Origin of the sequence: Pseudomonas sp. IB20 (assembly GCF_009707325.1) — a bacterium.
Taxonomy (GTDB): Bacteria; Pseudomonadota; Gammaproteobacteria; order Pseudomonadales; family Pseudomonadaceae; genus Aquipseudomonas.
In genome coordinates, this window is record NZ_CP046103.1 from 123394 (window position 1) to 143322 (window position 19929).

Genomic DNA, 19929 nt, shown 5'->3' on the forward strand with positions numbered 1-19929 from the left:
AGGAGCACGGCATGGGCGCGCTTTCACATCTGCGGGTATTGGATTTATCGAGAGTGCTGGCGGGCCCTTGGTCCGGGCAAATCCTGGCGGACCTTGGGGCTGAGGTGATCAAGGTCGAGCGGCCGGGTAATGGCGATGACACGCGCGCCTGGGGGCCGCCCTTCCTTAAGGATGCGTATGGCGAGAACACCAGTGAGGCGGCCTATTATCTGTCGGCCAACCGAAACAAGGAGTCGGTGACCATCGACTTCACGCGGCCGGAGGGGCAGAAGCTGGTGCGTGACCTGGCGGCGAAGTCCGACATCCTGATCGAGAATTTTAAAGTGGGTGGCCTGGCGGCGTATGGGCTGGACTATGAGTCGCTGAAGGAGATCAATCCGGAGTTGATCTATTGCTCGATCACCGGCTTTGGTCAGACCGGGCCCTACGCGGCGCGCGCGGGCTATGACTTCATGATTCAGGGGTTGGGCGGGCTCATGAGCTTGACCGGTCGGCCTGAGGGTGATGATGGCGCTGGGCCGGTAAAGGTTGGAGTGGCGCTGACGGACATCTTGACGGGGCTCTACTCGACTGTGGCGATCTTGGCAGCGCTGGCGCACCGGGACCATGACGGCGGCGGGCAGCATATTGATATGGCGTTGCTGGACGTGCAGGTGGCCTGCCTGGCTAATCAGGCGATGAATTACCTGACGACGGGTGTGTCGCCCAAGCGGCTGGGCAATGCTCACCCGAATATTGTGCCTTATCAGGATTTCCCCACGGCCGATGGTGACTTCATCCTGACGGTGGGTAATGACGGGCAGTTTCGCAAGTTCGCTGAGGCGGCTGGGCAGCCGCAGTGGGCGGACGATCCGCGCTTTGCTACTAATAAGGTGCGGGTGGCTAACCGTGCGGAGCTGATTCCGTTGATTCGCCAAGCTACGGTCTTCAAGACGACGGCTGAATGGGTGACGCAGCTGGAGCGAGTGGGCGTGCCGTGTGGGCCTATCAATGACTTGGCGCAGGTATTCGCCGATCCGCAGGTCAAGGCGCGTGGGCTGGCTATGGCGTTGCCTCATGCGCTGGCGGGGATGGTTCCGCAGGTGGCCAGTCCGATACGGCTGTCCAAGACGCCTGTGGAGTACCGCAGTGCGCCTCCTCTATTAGGAGAGCACACGGTCCAGGTGCTGCAGGGTGTGCTTGGGCTGGGGCCCGCAAATGTGGCTGCTTTAAGAGAAGCGGGTGTTATCTGAGTATTCCCTTCTATATAGGGCGCGTAAAGCGCCTATATAGGTTGTTTTTTAATCAATCCTAAGTAATTGATAGAGACGCGAAATTAAGGGTTGACGGCAGATTCTGGAAGTCTATAATTCGCCCCACTTCCGGCGCAGTCGAAACGGAAAACTCCTTGGTAAACAAAGAGTTATGCAGAATTCGACAGCGGCTTGCTTCAGTTGATCGAAGCCCAGAAGGAGTTGGTAGAGCAGTGTTGTTTGGCTCTATTAACGTTTCGATCTTCTCGGTCGAAAGCGGAGAAAAAGAGGTGTTGACAGCAGCGTGTAACGCTGTAGAATCCGCCTCCCGCTAACGAGAGATCGGAAGCGCAAGTGGTTGAAGTTGTTGAAGAAATCTTCGAAAACTTCTGAAAATAATCACTTGACAGCAAATGAGGCTGCTGTAGAATGCGCGCCTCGGTTGAGACGAAAGATCTTAACCAACCGCTCTTTAACAACTGAATCAAGCAATTCGTGTGGGTGCTTGTGGAGTCAGACTGATAGTCAACAAGATTATCAGCATCACAAGTTACTCCGCGAGAAATCAAAGATGTAACCAACGATTGCTGAGCCAAGTTTAGGGTTTCTTAAAAACCCAAAGATGTTTGAACTGAAGAGTTTGATCATGGCTCAGATTGAACGCTGGCGGCAGGCCTAACACATGCAAGTCGAGCGGTAGAGAGAAGCTTGCTTCTCTTGAGAGCGGCGGACGGGTGAGTAATGCCTAGGAATCTGCCTGGTAGTGGGGGATAACGTTCGGAAACGGACGCTAATACCGCATACGTCCTACGGGAGAAAGCAGGGGACCTTCGGGCCTTGCGCTATCAGATGAGCCTAGGTCGGATTAGCTAGTTGGTGAGGTAATGGCTCACCAAGGCTACGATCCGTAACTGGTCTGAGAGGATGATCAGTCACACTGGAACTGAGACACGGTCCAGACTCCTACGGGAGGCAGCAGTGGGGAATATTGGACAATGGGCGAAAGCCTGATCCAGCCATGCCGCGTGTGTGAAGAAGGTCTTCGGATTGTAAAGCACTTTAAGTTGGGAGGAAGAGCAGTTACCTAATACGTGATTGTTTTGACGTTACCGACAGAATAAGCACCGGCTAACTCTGTGCCAGCAGCCGCGGTAATACAGAGGGTGCAAGCGTTAATCGGAATTACTGGGCGTAAAGCGCGCGTAGGTGGTTTGTTAAGTTGGATGTGAAATCCCCGGGCTCAACCTGGGAACTGCATTCAAAACTGACTGACTAGAGTATGGTAGAGGGTGGTGGAATTTCCTGTGTAGCGGTGAAATGCGTAGATATAGGAAGGAACACCAGTGGCGAAGGCGACCACCTGGACAATACTGACACTGAGGTGCGAAAGCGTGGGGAGCAAACAGGATTAGATACCCTGGTAGTCCACGCCGTAAACGATGTCAACTAGCCGTTGGGAGCCTTGAGCTCTTAGTGGCGCAGCTAACGCATTAAGTTGACCGCCTGGGGAGTACGGCCGCAAGGTTAAAACTCAAATGAATTGACGGGGGCCCGCACAAGCGGTGGAGCATGTGGTTTAATTCGAAGCAACGCGAAGAACCTTACCAGGCCTTGACATCCAATGAACTTTCTAGAGATAGATTGGTGCCTTCGGGAACATTGAGACAGGTGCTGCATGGCTGTCGTCAGCTCGTGTCGTGAGATGTTGGGTTAAGTCCCGTAACGAGCGCAACCCTTGTCCTTAGTTACCAGCACGTAATGGTGGGCACTCTAAGGAGACTGCCGGTGACAAACCGGAGGAAGGTGGGGATGACGTCAAGTCATCATGGCCCTTACGGCCTGGGCTACACACGTGCTACAATGGTCGGTACAGAGGGTTGCCAAGCCGCGAGGTGGAGCTAATCCCACAAAACCGATCGTAGTCCGGATCGCAGTCTGCAACTCGACTGCGTGAAGTCGGAATCGCTAGTAATCGCGAATCAGAATGTCGCGGTGAATACGTTCCCGGGCCTTGTACACACCGCCCGTCACACCATGGGAGTGGGTTGCACCAGAAGTAGCTAGTCTAACCTTCGGGAGGACGGTTACCACGGTGTGATTCATGACTGGGGTGAAGTCGTAACAAGGTAGCCGTAGGGGAACCTGCGGCTGGATCACCTCCTTAATCGACGACATCAGCTGCTCCATAAGTTCCCACACGAATTGCTTGATTCATTGAAGAAGACGATAAGAAGCAGCCCGAAATTGGGTCTGTAGCTCAGTTGGTTAGAGCGCACCCCTGATAAGGGTGAGGTCGGCAGTTCGAATCTGCCCAGACCCACCAATTTTGTGTGGGAAACGCCTGTAGAAATACGGGGCCATAGCTCAGCTGGGAGAGCGCCTGCCTTGCACGCAGGAGGTCAACGGTTCGATCCCGTTTGGCTCCACCACTACTGCTTCTGAAAGTTTTGAAAGCTTAGAAATGAGCATTCCATCGAAGTGATGGTGAATGTTGATTTCTAGTCTTTGATTAGATCGTTCTTTAAAAATTTGGGTATGTGATAGAAAGATAGACTGAACGTTACTTTCACTGGTAACGGATCAGGCTAAGGTAAAATTTGTGAGTTACTCGTAATTGAGTATTATCGAATTTTCGGCGAATGTTGTCTTCACAGTATAACCAGATTGCTTGGGGTTATATGGTCAAGTGAAGAAGCGCATACGGTGGATGCCTTGGCAGTCAGAGGCGATGAAAGACGTGGTAGCCTGCGAAAAGCTTCGGGGAGTCGGCAAACAGACTTTGATCCGGAGATGTCTGAATGGGGGAACCCAGCCATCATAAGATGGTTATCTTACGCTGAATACATAGGCGTAAGAGGCGAACCAGGGGAACTGAAACATCTAAGTACCCTGAGGAAAAGAAATCAACCGAGATTCCCTTAGTAGTGGCGAGCGAACGGGGACTAGCCCTTAAGTGGCTTTGAGATTAGCGGAACGCTCTGGAAAGTGCGGCCATAGTGGGTGATAGCCCTGTACGCGAAAATCTCTTAGTCATGAAATCGAGTAGGACGGAGCACGAGAAACTTTGTCTGAATATGGGGGGACCATCCTCCAAGGCTAAATACTACTGACTGACCGATAGTGAACTAGTACCGTGAGGGAAAGGCGAAAAGAACCCCGGAGAGGGGAGTGAAATAGATCCTGAAACCGTATGCGTACAAGCAGTGGGAGCCCACTTTGTTGGGTGACTGCGTACCTTTTGTATAATGGGTCAGCGACTTATTTTCAGTGGCGAGCTTAACCGAATAGGGGAGGCGTAGCGAAAGCGAGTCTTAATAGGGCGTCTAGTCGCTGGGAATAGACCCGAAACCGGGCGATCTATCCATGGGCAGGTTGAAGGTTGGGTAACACTAACTGGAGGACCGAACCGACTACCGTTGAAAAGTTAGCGGATGACCTGTGGATCGGAGTGAAAGGCTAATCAAGCTCGGAGATAGCTGGTTCTCCTCGAAAGCTATTTAGGTAGCGCCTCATGTATCACTGTAGGGGGTAGAGCACTGTTTCGGCTAGGGGGTCATCCCGACTTACCAAACCGATGCAAACTCCGAATACCTACAAGTGCCGAGCATGGGAGACACACGGCGGGTGCTAACGTCCGTCGTGAAAAGGGAAACAACCCAGACCGTCAGCTAAGGTCCCAAAGTTATGGTTAAGTGGGAAACGATGTGGGAAGGCTTAGACAGCTAGGAGGTTGGCTTAGAAGCAGCCACCCTTTAAAGAAAGCGTAATAGCTCACTAGTCGAGTCGGCCTGCGCGGAAGATGTAACGGGGCTCAAACCATACACCGAAGCTACGGGTATCACTTAGGTGATGCGGTAGAGGAGCGTTCTGTAAGCCTGTGAAGGTGAGTTGAGAAGCTTGCTGGAGGTATCAGAAGTGCGAATGCTGACATGAGTAACGACAATGGGTGTGAAAAACACCCACGCCGAAAGACCAAGGTTTCCTGCGCAACGTTAATCGACGCAGGGTTAGTCGGTCCCTAAGGCGAGGCTGAAAAGCGTAGTCGATGGAAAACAGGTTAATATTCCTGTACTTCTGGTTATTGCGATGGAGGGACGGAGAAGGCTAGGCCAGCTTGGCGTTGGTTGTCCAAGTTTAAGGTGGTAGGCTGGAATCTTAGGTAAATCCGGGATTCTAAGGCCGAGAGCTGATGACGAGTTAACTTTTAGTTAACGAAGTGGTTGATGCCATGCTTCCAAGAAAAGCTTCTAAGCTTCAGGTAACCAGGAACCGTACCCCAAACCGACACAGGTGGTTGGGTAGAGAATACCAAGGCGCTTGAGAGAACTCGGGTGAAGGAACTAGGCAAAATGGCACCGTAACTTCGGGAGAAGGTGCGCCGGTGAGGGTGAAGGACTTGCTCCGTAAGCTCATGCCGGTCGAAGATACCAGGCCGCTGCGACTGTTTATTAAAAACACAGCACTCTGCAAACACGAAAGTGGACGTATAGGGTGTGACGCCTGCCCGGTGCCGGAAGGTTAATTGATGGGGTTAGCTAACGCGAAGCTCTTGATCGAAGCCCCGGTAAACGGCGGCCGTAACTATAACGGTCCTAAGGTAGCGAAATTCCTTGTCGGGTAAGTTCCGACCTGCACGAATGGCGTAACGATGGCGGCGCTGTCTCCACCCGAGACTCAGTGAAATTGAAATCGCTGTGAAGATGCAGTGTATCCGCGGCTAGACGGAAAGACCCCGTGAACCTTTACTATAGCTTTGCACTGGACTTTGAATTTGCTTGTGTAGGATAGGTGGGAGGCTTTGAAGCGTGGACGCCAGTTCGCGTGGAGCCAACCTTGAAATACCACCCTGGCAACTTTGAGGTTCTAACTCAGGTCCGTTATCCGGATCGAGGACAGTGTATGGTGGGTAGTTTGACTGGGGCGGTCTCCTCCTAAAGAGTAACGGAGGAGTACGAAGGTGCGCTCAGACCGGTCGGAAATCGGTCGTAGAGTATAAAGGCAAAAGCGCGCTTGACTGCGAGACAGACACGTCGAGCAGGTACGAAAGTAGGTCTTAGTGATCCGGTGGTTCTGTATGGAAGGGCCATCGCTCAACGGATAAAAGGTACTCCGGGGATAACAGGCTGATACCGCCCAAGAGTTCATATCGACGGCGGTGTTTGGCACCTCGATGTCGGCTCATCACATCCTGGGGCTGAAGCCGGTCCCAAGGGTATGGCTGTTCGCCATTTAAAGTGGTACGCGAGCTGGGTTTAGAACGTCGTGAGACAGTTCGGTCCCTATCTGCCGTGGACGTTTGAGATTTGAGAGGGGCTGCTCCTAGTACGAGAGGACCGGAGTGGACGAACCTCTGGTGTTCCGGTTGTCACGCCAGTGGCATTGCCGGGTAGCTATGTTCGGAATAGATAACCGCTGAAAGCATCTAAGCGGGAAACTAGCCTCAAGATGAGATCTCACTGGGACCTTGAGTCCCCTGAAGGGCCGTCGAAGACTACGACGTTGATAGGTTGGGTGTGTAAGCGCTGTGAGGCGTTGAGCTAACCAATACTAATTGCCCGTGAGGCTTGACCATATAACACCCAAGCAATTTGACTACTTCGGACTTGGAAACAAGTAGAAGCATCAGATTGCGGTGTGTGAAGACGATAGAACCGAAAGTTCGAATCTCACAAAACACCGAAGCTATCACATACCCAATTTGCTGAAGCGAGGCCATAAGGTCACGACTCAGTACCCGAATTTCTTGACGACCATAGAGCATTGGAACCACCTGATCCCATCCCGAACTCAGCAGTGAAACGATGCATCGCCGATGGTAGTGTGGGGTTTCCCCATGTGAGAGTAGGTCATCGTCAAGATTAAATTCCAAAACCCCTGTCTGCTAACGCAAACAGGGGTTTTGTTTATGTAGAAGTCCATGAATTTCACCAGCACGTTGCTCACGCAACGGTCTGGTACACAGAATTTCTTGACGACCATAGAGCATTGGAACCACCTGATCCCATCCCGAACTCAGCAGTGAAACGATGCATCGCCGATGGTAGTGTGGGGTTTCCCCATGTGAGAGTAGGTCATCGTCAAGATTGAATTCCGAAACCCCTGTCTGCTAACGCAGACAGGGGTTTTGTCGTTTAGAGGTTTAATAACTAGGAACCCTCGCGGCTGGAAACTTCCCGGCAAGTGAGCAGAATTGCACACTGCGCCGCTCGCTGGTGCCGGTCGCGAGGTCAGACGTCCAGCACTGCCAGCCGGTCAGGCGGGTGATGTCCTCCAGAAGCTCCAGTACCAACGCACGGGCTTCGGCGCTGTGTGCCAGCGCTTGCGGCAGATGGGCGATGGACTCGAGGTACGGAAGAGTCGAGGTAAGCGCGCTCGATTTCTTCATGGCGCCAATGATCAACCACCAAGCCGCGAGCGATCGTGCGCAAAAAAGCCCGAGGCGCCTTGAGTTCAAAGCGTTCAGTCTTTTGCAGTAGCTGCACACAGGTGTCTTGCGCCAGGTCCGCCGCATCGGCGGCACTGCCCAGTGCGACTGTACCGCCTGTCGGTTTCCTACTCAAAATAAGGATGTATCTCACAAATTTCTAAGATTTTTCCTGAATTGGCCGAAAGACTGATGAGCCATGCGTGCACCGAAATAGAGCGGTCGCAGAGTTCGCCTATCCCGTTAGATGAAATGTTCCACTCGGCACGCTCATCCCCCTTTGGCAAAAAGAAGTCGATGAAATGAATCTCAAGTTCAGTCATAAAATTCTGTTGGCCGCGTCAGGCGTCGTGGTTCTCGCTTTCGCGTTATTCACGTTCTACAACGACTACCTGCAGCGCAGCACCATCAAGCAAAACCTGGAGTCGTCTATCCAGCAATCGGGTGAACTCACCGCCAGCAGTGTGCAGAACTGGCTGAGTGGCCGGATTCTGGTCCTCGAAAACCTGGCGCAAAACGTTGCGCATCAGGGCAGTGCTGCCGACCTTCCAGGCCTGGTCGACCAGCCTGCATTCACCTCGAATTTCCAGTTCACTTATGTCGGTCAAACCAACGGCGTGTTCACCCAGCGCCCTGACGCCAAGATGTCCGACGATTACGACCCTCGTCAGCGTCCCTGGTACAAACAAGCGGTGGCCGCCGATAAAACCATGCTCACCCCGCCCTACATGGCAGCTGTGGGCGGGCAGATCGTGACCATCGCTCTGCCGGTCAAAAAGAACGGCGAACTGCTGGGTGTGGTCGGCGGCGACCTGAGCTTGCAAACCCTGGTGAAGATCATCAATTCGGTAGACTTCGGCGGCATGGGCCATGCGTTTCTGGTCAGCGCCGATGGCCAGGTCATCGTCAGTCCTGACCAGGCCCAGGTGATGAAAAACCTCAAGGACATCTACCCTGGCGCTAATCTGCGCATCGAGAAGGTCAGCCAGGACGTTGTCCTCAATGGCAAGGACCGTATCCTTTCGTTCACCCCGATCAGTGGTTTGCCCGGTGCAGACTGGTACATCGGTCTGTCGATCGATAAAGACAAAGCCTACGCACCACTGGGCAAGTTCCGTACTTCTGCGCTGATCGCCATGTTAATCGCGGTCGTCGCCATTGCGGTGCTCTTGAGCCTGTTGATTCAAGTGCTGCTACGCCCCCTGACCACCATGGGTGTTGCCATGCAGGACATCGCCCAGGGTGAGGGCGATTTGACTCGCCGCCTGGACGTGACCACTAAGGACGAGTTTGGCGAGGTTGGCAGTGCTTTCAACCAGTTCGTCGAGCGTATTCACGCGTCCATCTCGGAAGTGTCTTCGGCAACGCGTCAGGTACACGACCTGTCCCAGCGCGTGATGGCTTCGTCCAACGCTTCGATCATCGGTTCGGACGAGCAAAGTGCGCGGACCAATAGCGTGGCCGCGGCGATCAACGAATTGGGCGCCGCCACCCAGGAAATCGCGCGTAACGCCGCCGATGCTTCGCAGCACGCCAGTGGTGCCAGTGAACAGGCAGACGACGGTCGCAAGGTGGTAGAGAAAACCATCCTGGCGATGTCGGAGCTGTCGCAAAAAATTAGCCTGTCCTGCACCCAGATCGAAACCCTGAACGCCAGCACCGACAACATCGGCCACATCCTTGATGTGATCAAAGGCATCTCCCAGCAAACCAACCTGTTGGCGCTCAATGCCGCGATCGAGGCCGCGCGTGCCGGGGAAGCCGGGCGCGGGTTTGCCGTGGTTGCCGATGAAGTGCGTAACTTGGCGCACCGTACCCAGGAATCCGCCGAAGAGATCCATAAGATGATCACTTCGCTGCAAGTGGGTTCGCGTGAAGCGGTGACCACCATGAACGCCAGCCAGACCTCCAGCGAAGAAAGCGTGGAAGTGGCCAACCAGGCCGGTGAGCGCCTGGTCAGCGTGACTCAGCGAATCGTCGAGATCGATGGCATGAACCAATCGGTTGCTGCCGCCACCGAAGAGCAGACCGCTGTGGTTGAAACCCTCAACGTCGACATCAACCAGATCAACCTGCTGAACCAGCAGGGCGTGGCTAACCTCAACGAAACGCTCAAGGACTGCGATGCACTGTCCCAGCAGGCCAGCCGTCTGAAGCAATTGGTCGACAGCTTCAAAATCTGACCCTGTTTATGCAGGAGCGAGGCCTCTCGCTCCTGCTGATCAGCCGAGCATCTGGCGCACGTTCTGCAGTGCGCTGTCGGCGAACGCCTGCACAAACTGTTCAAACTCTGCCTGCGCAGTTTCCAGTGGCTCGCCCACCAGGGTCCAGGTCGCCCTGGAGCACCCCTCGCCAAGCCCTTCCACGCGCATTGCAGCCCACAACCGCGCGACGCCCAACGTGTTGTAGATTGTGGTCCATGTCATGCACATGGCCTCGTCGTCCCTGCTGTTGAGTTGCTCTACAACGCAATGGCCATCGTGGAAAAATTTCGTGCGCAATGCGCCTACACCTGTCCCCGTCATGTCGATGTGCGAAAGGGCGGGAATGAAGGCATCAAAGCCTGCAAAGTTGCCTACCACGTTCCACAGGCGAGCGGCTTCGCACGGGACTTCGACAGACGCCACCAACGGTGCGGCATTCGGGTTGCGGATCAATGTATCCGGTTGCAGCGGTTTCATAAGCGTGTCCTTTAGCGGTCAGAGAAAGCCAATGGCCCTGAGGTGGTCGCAGCCCTTACGCAACAGCGCCGGGTCCTTTTGTGGGTAGTGCTCGCCCATGGCTTCAACACCCTGGCGTGCGTTGTCGTGACAGATCATCGAGATGTCGCTGATGTCTTCTGAAAGGTCATCCAGGTAGAAACCCAGCACGCCAAACAGCGCGTTCTCGCAGCCCACCGTACGCAACGCTCTTTGCCAATGCGCAACACTCACCCGTTCGAAGGGGTGGCCCGCCTGGCTGAATGCATCAAGGTAGTGATCCCAGCTCAAGGGCTGTGGGTTGTGCAGGTTGAAGACGTTGCGCCTGGCAGAAAATTGGCTGCAATGGAACGCAACGAAACGGGCAAAGAAGTCCACCGGCATCAGGTCGAAATTCACCTCAAGGCGGGGCGCCAGGCCCAGCTGCAACGACCCCTTGAGCATCAGCATCAAGCGGTTGTTTTGCGGCTGGCAAACACCGCTGCGGCTGTTGAAGGCGATATTGCCCGGGCGATAGATATTGACCCAGGCACCTTGCTCGGCCGCTCGTCCCAACAGCCGTTCGGCCACCCACTTGGAGAGGTTGTAGCCGTTCTTCAGATAGAGCGGCAACGTCGCCACTGCAAGTGTTTCAAGGATGTTCCCCTGAGCGTCGACGCTGCTGCAGGCCGACAGTGTGGAGATGAAATTGAAGACCTTCTTGCACTGGGTTTCACACAGGCGCAGGCACTCCAGCACCGGTTCGACGTTGTCCCTGGCGAGTGAGGCGTAGTCCATCACATGATTGACCCTTGCTGCGTTGTGCACCAACACGCCATAAGTACTGGCGAGGTGTTCATACACGTCGCTGGCCAGGCCCAGCCGGGGCAGGCTGATATCGGCGGCATGGACCTGCACGCGGCTCAGGTCCAGATGGTCCAGGCGATACTCGCGCAATGCCTCGGCAAACCGCGCCGCCGCCGAGCGCCCCGGCTGTTCTCGCACCAGGCAGGCCACCTCTTGCGCACCGCCCGCCAACAACGCTTCGACTAGGTGCACCCCGACAAAACTGTTGGCGCCTGTGACGATCACCTTGCGCGGATCACCGGCGCGGTCCTCATGCAGCATGTGTAGATTCAGCGCTTGCGATGCGTCTTTGTGCACTTGGCCTGACGGTGCATTGGGCAGTTCACCGTCCTCCATCAGCACGGCGAGCGTACGAATCGTCGGCGCCTCAAAGAAACGGCTCAATGACAGGCTGCGGCCAAACTCATCGCGCAGACGCAGCAACAACGTCGACAGCAGGATGGAATGGCCGCCCAAGTTGAAAAAGCTGTCATCGATGCCAAGAGCATCGCCAGGTACCGACAGCAACTCGCTCCACAGCGCCGTCAGACGCGTTTGCAGAGGCGTTTGTGCTGCGTGACGGGCAGTGTGGGGCGTGGGGTGCATTGGCATCGCCAGCAGTGCCTGGCGGTCGATCTTGTCGTGGCAGGTGCGCGGCATTATTGGCACCTCAGTCCACACTTCGGGGTGCATATAAGCCGGTAGCCATTGCTGCGCATGTCGCTTCAAGCCTGCGAGCGTGGCGCCGGGCTCGGGCTGGGCGGCAAAACTGAAAATCCGGCGATCACCATCAATCACCACGGCCACTTGGCGAAACAACCGGCTGCTGCGCAGGCACTCTTCGATTTCTTGAGGCTCGACCCGAAAACCACGGATCTTCACTTGGTCATCCCGTCGACCGCCCAGCTCTATACCGTCTTGCGTCCATTTCGCCAGGTCGCCGCTGCGGTAAGCCTGCAGCATCTGGCCATCCGGCAGTGTCAGCTCAACGAACGGGTTGTCCACCCGTTGCGGTGCGCTCACATACCCCAGGCTCACTCCAGGGCCGACGATGTATAGGTCGCCCATCACCTGCTCATCCACCGGTTGCAGGTGGTCGTCGAGGATCAGCACCCGGCTGTTGGCAATCGGATGGCCTACGTTGCGATGGCTGTCGCCGGCCTGAAACATGCGGTGGGTGGCTAGCACCGTCGTCTCGGTAGGGCCGTAGAGGTTGTGCAATCGGCACTGGCCCGCCAACCTTTCGATCACGTGCGGCTCGCAGGTATCACCGCCGGTCAACAGGTGGGTCAGGCCCAACGGCTGATCCAGTGGCAGGATGCTCAAAAGTGCCGGTGGCAAAAACGCGTGGCTGATGTTCTTTTGGCGAATCAGCTCGACCAACTGCTGAGGGTCGTGCCTCTGGCCCTCGCTGGGCACGATCAACTCGGCACCGGCGATCAGGGCAGGGAAGATATCGATCAGCGATGAGTCGAAACTGAGCGGCGAAAATTGCAGCACACGGCTCTGCTCATTCAGCGCCACACAGGCCCCAAGCCAGGCGGTGAAATGCGCAAGGTTGCCTTGGCTGAGCAGCACGCCTTTAGGCTGGCCGGTGGTGCCGGAGGTGAAAAGCACGATGCAGGGTGCTTCGCCGCTGGCGCGATGGTGCGCCAAAGGCTGCGTGGTGTCAGTGTGCGTCGGGTCGAGTTGGCACACATTCAGGCTAACGAACTGGTCGCGCAAAGGGTGCTGGCCATCATCCAACAGCACGCTCGCCCGAGTACTTTGCAGCATCGTTTGCTGGCGCTGTGGCGGATGCTCCGGTGCCAGTGGCAGGTACACCGCGCCGCAACCCAACACCGCGAGAATGCTGGCGTACAACTCGGTGGACTTGCCCAGGCAAACGCCGACCACTGCTGGCGCCTCAATGCCTTCCAGCAGGGGGCGCAGGCGTTGCTGGATCGATAGGGCCCGTATCCGTAATTGCTGGTAGGTCACCACACTGCCGGCTGATGTTCAGCGCCGGGCGTTCGGCGAATGTGTGCAGGCTTGCCTGTAGCCGTTCGATGATGGGCGCCTGGGCTGCTTGCAATAATGCCGGCTGCGCTGTGCGATTGAATCGATGCACAAACGCCAGCGCGTCCAGCGTTTGCAGGCCTTGCTCGGGCCAGGCGTTAACGGTGGTGGTTGCGGCGAAGAAGCCCACGTCCCTCGAGAAACCGCTGACCAGCGAGGCCACCCATTCCACCAGCGCGTTCGTCGCGTGCCGGCGTAGTTGCTGGCCGTTGCCGCTGGGTTCGTCGGCAAGGTCCTGTACCGCCAATACGCGTTGGTCATGGTCATAGCAGCGCAACTGCAGCGCGGGAAGCCCATGTTCGAACACCGGGCCGACACCCAGGCGCAGGCTTATCCATTGGGCGTTGTCGGAATGAGTCAGCGGTGGTTGGCTGCCATCTTCAATAACGATGTCGAGGGATTCTGTTGCGCTGGCGTGCCCGTATTGCTCCAGCGTCTGCCTGAGCGCTTGCAAGGCATTACTGCTGCCGTTCCAACCAATCTTCAAGCGCCTCATGCCGGCCTCCCCGGTTCGGGCAGGTAGTCGCTCAGGGCCAGGGCGACGCTCGGTGTGTGCAGCACGCCGCTCTGATGCAGGAACCCCATGATGTTACCGAGCAGTGGGTGCTGGCGGGTGATGGGAAAGTCCAGCGCTGCGACTTCGCCCTGTAGCGCGTGGCGAACATCGGCGCTGACGTCCAGGTGTTCGATCAGGTGTAAATCAAAGCCTTTTTGCAGATCGTTGGTCAGGTAATGCGCCAAAAAGGTCGGCAGGGTAACAGCGATACTGTCGCGGTCGGCCGTGCTTGCCGCTTGCCAGTAGAGACGCACCAGTTGCGTCCAGAATTGCGCATGGCGCCCTTCATCAAACAAGTGATCGGCCATCAAGCCACGGATGGAAGGCTTGACGCTGTCGTCCTTGGAAAACGCCGCTACGTCATGGGTGACGGTGTTTTCGGCGATGGCCACGCCAATCAATTCCACGGCATCGCGCAGGTGTGCCGGTGCCATCGCCTGCGCTGCCGGCAGGGCATGGCTCAGTTCGATTTGCCCAGGCAGGTCGAGGGGCTGTATGCCGGTCATTTCCACGGTCTGTTGCAGGAAGTCCAGCGCGACCAGCGCGTGGTAGTCCTCATCCACCACGACGGTCATCGCGTCCACGCGACAGGCGAGGGGGAAGGGCAGCGAAAAGTGGTTCTTGGCAATGTTACGGGCGGTCTTGCCGACGATCTCGGTTTCGAAGATCACCACATCGTTGATGAATTTGTAGAAGCTTTGCGCCAACACAAAGTCGCGGTACTGCGGGCAGTGCTCCAGAAAGGTTGCACTCAGCACCAGTGGTTGGCGGCACAGCGGATAGATCAACCTGTCATCGTTTTCCAGCAGGCGCCGAGGGCGTGTGCGGATCGTTGCACGGCGTTCCCAGTCTTCGGCAAAGGAGCGGTAGTCGACGGCGGTCATGGTTGCACCTCTTGAAGCGAGGCGCGCACGGCGTCCCAGAAGCTGAGGCGGTTTTGCACGGCGGCGAGGGCGGTGTCATCGGCCTGGCGTTGTCGGGCAGTGTCTGTCCCGATCAGGCGTTGGAGTAATTGCTGCGCCGCTGGCCCATGGTCTTGAGCGTCCAGCTCGATGTGGCGGCTGAGGTAATAGTTCAGGGTGGGTGCTTGACGAACAATGCATGGATTACTGTGCAGAATACGTTCGAACATCAACGGGATGACACTCTCGCGGCCGTGCAGGAAGGCCGCCGCCACGCAGTGGGTAGGTGCGTTTAACGCGATGTCCAGCGTGCTGTCGACAAAGCCGGCCACGCCGGGAAGCACCTCAAGCATGTGTAAGGCTGCACTTGCTTCCACGCCCTGGCGCTGCAATTCAATGAAGCGCTGGATGCTAGTGGTGTCGGCCCCTACCTCCACCATGGCTTCCAGATACAGTTCGAAGTGGCTGCAATGGCCATGTGTTGGGTGTTCGTCCGACTCCTCTCCAAGCACGATTTCATTGATCAGGCGGGCGGCTTTCGGGTCGGCGGGCGGAAGCCAGGGTAAATGCGTGCAGGTCAAGTCCTGCTGCAGGCGTTTGGTCAAGGTCATGAAGTCCCAAACGGCAAATACATGGTGCTCCATAAAAACGTGTAACTTGTTGACTGAAGTTATTTCTATAAATAACGGATGGCTGCATAACTGCAGTTTTTTTTGTTTAAGTAAGTGTTGGTGCATGGTTGACGCCTAATAAGTTGTTGCGACTGCTCTGAAAACAGTAATGGGTTTTTAATTAACAACGTAAAGATGGCATTTAGCCGTGCCACGCGCGCAGCGCTAACCGCACATAGGGTTGTGCTGCCGAGCGAAATGTTTGTTTTATTGGCGAGAGATAATAGTCTGGTTAAACGTTTTGAGGATCTTATGAATGTGTTAGATGTTTTTTCGAGAAATATCTTGTTGTGGGTAAGTTGCCTGGATAGTTGTTTGAAGTTTCCTCGAAGTGAGCCGTCTTATTTAAATCGAATCGTTCTGGCGCTGGCGTATCAGTGCGGGCCCCTCGCCGAGAGGTAGGGAGCCCCACACCGTAGAGGCGTCAAGGAACAGAGCCGTAAACCTTACTGCGCGCCTTTCTTTGCGCAGGCTTCAAGACCATTGAGGTAGGTGGTGATTACCTCCATCCCTCGCATCAAGTGGTTGCGTAGCGTCAGGATGCTCTCGTCGACTTTCTTCTGCGCCACCAGGCTCAGCAGTTCTCGGTGATCTTCCTGGGACGTCTCGCCCAGGCCCATCGCCTCAAGGTTGAAGCGCAGAAAGCGTTCCTCCTCATTCAAACCGTGTTCAACCAGTTTGAGCAGCCGCTGGTTAGGTGCCTTGCCATACAACACCATGTGGAACAGGCGGTTGAGACGGCCAATCTCGGTGTAGTCTTTCTCCTGCTCCAACGCATTGATGTAGGCATCGGCTTCAGCGATGTCGGCGTCGGTGAGAAACGGAGTCGAGAGGCGCAACGCTTCGGATTCAAGCAGCATGCGCAGTTCATAGGTCTCAGCCGAATTGTCTTCGATCAACGGTGCAACCACGGCGCCCTTATGGGTCACCACATGCAGCAAGGATTGAGCTTCCAGTTGGCGTAAAGCCTCGCGCACGGGCATACGGCTAACGCCGAACAGGCTAGCCAGCTCTTGCTGACGCATCGCGGTGCCACACGGCAATCGACCATCGAGAATGGCATTACGCAGTGTTTCTTCAATAACGGCGCGAGCAAGATGGGCGGGAATAGGCCCGCTGATTTTGATGCTGCTTAAAGGGTTCGGCTTCTGCGTCACGGTTACGCTATCCTCCTTTCTTGAGTGGAGTGTGTTTAATTGGATCCAATGCACACTAGAGACGGGCCGCGCGCTTGTCAAACAACCAAAGTTTCCGTTTGTAAGGGCTTACGGGGCGTACTTTGTGCATCCCACAGGGGGCGGTTATAAACTCGCCCGACCGATGGATGATTGCACTGTGCCATTGTTTTTTGCCAGTCGAAGCATCACCATCCTTTGAAATTCCGTCTCTCTTCATGGACTGAACGCCTTGGCGGTAAGTTTTATTCCCTCTCGAATCTTTAGCTGGCTGTTTTCAGCGATTGTGTTGGCCGGCCTTATGCTCGGCGGGCTGCATGCTGATTGGGATTTTTCCCAGATCAGCCGCAAGGCCACGGCCTTGTACGGGCCGCTGGGGGAGGGCCAGCAGCGTATCGACGCCTGGCAGCGGTTGCTGGCGACCCAAAAGCAGGTCGACGAACAGGAGCAGCTCAAGGTGGTCAACCTGTTCTTCAACAAGCAAATGTCTTACGTGGAAGACACCGACCTCTGGCACGTGGTCGACTACTGGGAGACGCCCATCGAAGCACTCTGGAAGGGGGCTGGCGACTGCGAGGACTACGCGATCGCCAAGTATTTCAGTTTGCGTCATTTGGGCGTCTCCAGCGACAAATTGCGCATTACCTACGTCAAGGCCTTGCGTCAGAATCGCGCTCACATGGTCCTGACGTATTATTCGACCCCAGACGCGATCCCGCTGGTGCTCGACAGCCTGATGGACGAAATCTTGCCGGCCACCCGCCGTACCGACCTGATTCCGGTGTACTCATTCAACGCCGAAGGTTTGTACTTGCCCGGCGCCAAGGGCAACAAGAAAGTCGGTGACACTAAACGCTTGTCGCGCTGGCAGGATGTGTTGAAAAAAATGCGTGCGGAAGGCTTCCCAGCCGAGCCTGCCAACTAGGAGTAACTGATCGGATGTCTCTGTTCAAACAACTATTGATCGCAATCTGTCTGTTCCTGGTGGTCGCCTTCAGCGGCAGCTTCATGGTCAGCCTGGAAAGCTCGCGCACGCAATACGTCAACCAGCTGCGCTCGCATGCACAGGACGCGGCGACGGCGCTGGCATTGTCGCTGACGCCCAATATCGACGACCCGGCGATGGTCGAGTTACTGGTCAGCTCGATCTTCGACAGCGGCTATTACGCCAGCATTCGCGTGGTGGATCTGGCCACTGACAAAACCATCGTCGAGCGCAGCGGTATCCCCGACAACAACGGTGTGCCCAACTGGTTCGTGAAATTGATCGGCCTGGAGCCGGCCGGTGGTGATGCGCTGGTCAACCGCGGCTGGGAACAGGCGGCACGTGTAGAAGTGGTCAGCCACCCGATGTTCGCCCTGGCCAAGCTTTGGCAAAGCGCCTTGGGCAGCCTCGGCTGGCTGTTGCTGTGCGGTGCGGTGAGTGCGGTGCTGGGCGCGTTGCTGCTGCGTCGGCAACTGAAACCGTTGGACTACATGGTCAAGCAATCCCACGCCATTGCGCGCCGCGAGTTCCTCAGCGTGCCCGACCTTCCACGTACGCCGGAGCTGCGCCGTGTGGTGCAGGCCATGAACCAGATGGTAGAGAAGCTCAAGGCGCTGTTCCAGGAGCAGGCCGAGCGCAGTGAAAAACTGCGCAACGAATCCTATCAGGACAACCTCACGGGCCTCGCCAACCGCCGTTATTTCGAGATGCAGCTCAACGCCCGGGTGAGTAACCCGGAAGACACCAACTCCGGCTACCTGCTGCTATTGCGGGTCAAGGACCTGGCCGGTCTTAACCAGCGCCTGGGTGGTCAGCGCACCGACCAGTTGCTGCAAGCGGTCGGTGAACAACTGCTGCGCGAGTGCGAGCCGTACCCCGAAACCCACAACCTCGTCACCCGTATCCGCGGCGGTGAATTCGCGGTGCTGGCGCCCGGGCTGGTGCGCGATGAAGCGCTGCAATTGGCGCAGAACCTTGAAAGCACCTTACTCAGCCTGCAAGCCACCGGTGCCAGTGATGTGACGCCGGTCGCCTATATCGGCCTGGCGCCGTTCAGCCATGGCGATTCCCCCCAGGCGCTGTTGACCTTGGCTGACCAAGCCCTGGCCCAGGCCGAAGGGCAGGGCGACACCAGTTGGGTGTGCCTCGACCACAGTGCCGCCGCCAGCGTCGGTGATGATCACCATGCCTGGCACACCCTGCTTGACCAGGCCCTGACTCAGCAACGTTTCAAGCTGTACTTCCAGCCGGTCGTCGCCAGCCAGGACCCGCAGCTGGTCCTGCACTACAAAGTGCTGTCGCGTTTGCAGGATGAAGACGGCCAGACCATACCCGCCGGGCGTTTCCTGCCGTGGCTTGAGCGCTTCGGCTGGACCGCGCGCCTGGACCGCCTGATGCTGGAGCAAGTGCTCAAGCAGATGGCCGGCCACAGCCATAGCCTGGCGCTGAACCTCTCGGCGGCGACCTTGCAGGACGCCCAGGCGTTGAATCGGATTTTTGAGCTGCTACGCCAGCACAGCAACCTGGGCTCGCGCCTGACCCTGGAAATTGGCGAAGAACAATTGCCTGAGCAGGCGCTGCTGGAACAGTTAACCAAGCGCCTACGCGAGCTGGGCTTCTCCCTAAGCCTGCAGCGTTTTGGTGGGCGCTTCAGCATGATCGGCAACCTGGCGCGCCTGGGCCTGGCTTACTTGAAGATCGACGGCAGCTACATCCGCGCCATCGACCAGGAAAGCGACAAGCGCCTGTTTATCGAAGCGATCCAACGCGCGGCCCACAGTATCGACTTGCCATTGATTGCCGAGCGCGTGGAAACCGAGGGTGAGCTGAAGGTGATTCGCGAGATGGGGATTTTCGGCGTGCAGGGCCAGTTGTTTGGTGAACCCGCGCCCTGGAAATAATGCCAATCCAATGTGGGAGCGGGCTTATGTGGGAGCTGGCTTGCCTGCGATAGCATCACCTCGGGCTGCCTGATACACCGAGGTGCCTGCATCGCAGGCAAGCCAGCTCCCACAAAAGCCTGCCCACATTTAGATTCGGTTTGCCTGCCGAAATCAGATCAGCCCGGTCTCTTCATCATTGATCAAATGGCTCAACCCGCCCAACGCTTCCCGCGCGTGGTTACGGTCCATCAGCTTGGCCTGCGCCGCCGGCGGCAGGTCCGTCACGTTGATCACGCCCTTTTGGGTCAGTACCTGAATCAAGTCGTCCAGCACCCGGATCATCTCCAGGTCACTTTGCTTGAGCTGTGCCAGGCTGGTTTCCACCGCTTCGTTGGCGTACCAAGCCTGAATCTCAAGGTGATCGGCCGGCAGGGTTTCGGTTGACTCGGCAAAGGCGGCGGCCTCCACGCGACTCAGTGCACCCTGTGCATCACGTTGCACGTAAAACATAAGAAACCC

9 protein-coding genes, 2 tRNA genes, 4 rRNA genes and 2 pseudogenes are annotated in these 19929 nt (G+C 56.5%); 10 read left to right on the forward strand and 7 right to left on the reverse strand.

Annotated elements, in window-relative coordinates; genetic code table 11:
* The first annotated feature begins 11 nt into the window (after positions 1 to 11).
* From GJU48_RS00590 to rrf (GJU48_RS00625), 7 genes are all read left to right on the forward strand, one after another.
* A complete protein-coding gene (locus GJU48_RS00590) occupies positions 12 to 1232 on the forward strand; it encodes a CaiB/BaiF CoA transferase family protein (RefSeq protein ID WP_094949637.1) in 1221 nt (406 codons plus the stop codon).
* Positions 1233 to 1860: 628 nt separating this feature from the next.
* Positions 1861 to 3396, forward strand: a 16S ribosomal RNA gene (locus GJU48_RS00600).
* Between the two features lie 82 nt (positions 3397 to 3478).
* Positions 3479 to 3555 (forward strand) — tRNA-Ile (locus GJU48_RS00605).
* Positions 3556 to 3585: 30 nt separating this feature from the next.
* Positions 3586 to 3661, forward strand: a tRNA-Ala gene (locus tag GJU48_RS00610).
* A 251-nt stretch (positions 3662 to 3912) separates the two neighbouring features.
* Positions 3913 to 6804 (forward strand): 23S ribosomal RNA (locus GJU48_RS00615).
* Between the two features lie 170 nt (positions 6805 to 6974).
* Positions 6975 to 7090 (forward strand): 5S ribosomal RNA (gene rrf, locus GJU48_RS00620).
* A gap of 109 nt (positions 7091 to 7199) precedes the next feature.
* Positions 7200 to 7315 (forward strand): 5S ribosomal RNA (gene rrf, locus GJU48_RS00625).
* The 16S, 23S and 5S rRNA genes sit together here with 2 tRNA genes alongside, the layout of an rRNA operon.
* A 170-nt stretch (positions 7316 to 7485) precedes the next feature.
* Here the strand turns inward: rrf (GJU48_RS00625) and GJU48_RS00630 are convergent.
* Positions 7486 to 7810, reverse strand: a pseudogene (locus tag GJU48_RS00630) (sigma factor); the annotation flags it as partial.
* A 148-nt stretch (positions 7811 to 7958) separates the two neighbouring features.
* Between GJU48_RS00630 and GJU48_RS00635 the strand changes: the two are divergent.
* Complete coding sequence (locus GJU48_RS00635) at positions 7959 to 9839, forward strand: methyl-accepting chemotaxis protein (RefSeq protein ID WP_094953160.1); 1881 nt, start codon at positions 7959 to 7961, stop codon at positions 9837 to 9839.
* 39 nt (positions 9840 to 9878) lie between these two features.
* Here GJU48_RS00635 and GJU48_RS00640 read toward each other — a convergent pair whose 3' ends face one another.
* From GJU48_RS00640 to GJU48_RS00660, 5 genes and pseudogenes are all read right to left on the reverse strand, one after another.
* Entirely contained in the window at positions 9879 to 10337 is a 459-nt protein-coding gene (locus GJU48_RS00640) for an SRPBCC family protein (RefSeq protein ID WP_094953158.1), read from the reverse strand.
* A gap of 18 nt (positions 10338 to 10355) precedes the next feature.
* A pseudogene (locus GJU48_RS00645) lies at positions 10356 to 13734 on the reverse strand (amino acid adenylation domain-containing protein).
* A complete protein-coding gene (locus GJU48_RS00650; RefSeq protein ID WP_094953156.1) occupies positions 13731 to 14678 on the reverse strand; it encodes a diiron oxygenase in 948 nt (315 codons plus the stop codon). The pseudogene GJU48_RS00645 and the gene GJU48_RS00650 overlap by 4 nt, the downstream one beginning before the upstream one ends.
* Complete coding sequence (locus tag GJU48_RS00655) at positions 14675 to 15433, reverse strand: DUF3050 domain-containing protein (RefSeq protein ID WP_094953154.1); 759 nt, start codon at positions 15431 to 15433, stop codon at positions 14675 to 14677. Before GJU48_RS00655 ends, GJU48_RS00650 begins: the two co-directional genes overlap by 4 nt.
* Positions 15434 to 15813: 380 nt before the next feature.
* Positions 15814 to 16524, reverse strand: a complete 711-nt coding sequence (locus GJU48_RS00660; protein WP_094953152.1) for a GntR family transcriptional regulator — start codon at positions 16522 to 16524, stop codon at positions 15814 to 15816.
* Positions 16525 to 16774: 250 nt separating this feature from the next.
* On the opposite strand from GJU48_RS00660, the gene lapG reads away from it, so the two are divergent.
* Entirely contained in the window at positions 16775 to 17467 is a 693-nt protein-coding gene (lapG, locus tag GJU48_RS00665) for a cysteine protease LapG (protein WP_094953151.1), read from the forward strand.
* Positions 17468 to 17481: 14 nt separating this feature from the next.
* A complete protein-coding gene (gene lapD / locus GJU48_RS00670) occupies positions 17482 to 19428 on the forward strand; it encodes a cyclic di-GMP receptor LapD (RefSeq protein WP_094953150.1) in 1947 nt (648 codons plus the stop codon).
* A gap of 153 nt (positions 19429 to 19581) precedes the next feature.
* Here the strand turns inward: lapD and GJU48_RS00675 are convergent, their stop codons facing one another.
* Positions 19582 to 19920, reverse strand: a complete 339-nt coding sequence (locus GJU48_RS00675; protein ID WP_094953149.1) for a tryptophan synthase subunit beta — start codon at positions 19918 to 19920, stop codon at positions 19582 to 19584.
* Between the last annotated feature and the right edge of the window lie 9 nt (positions 19921 to 19929).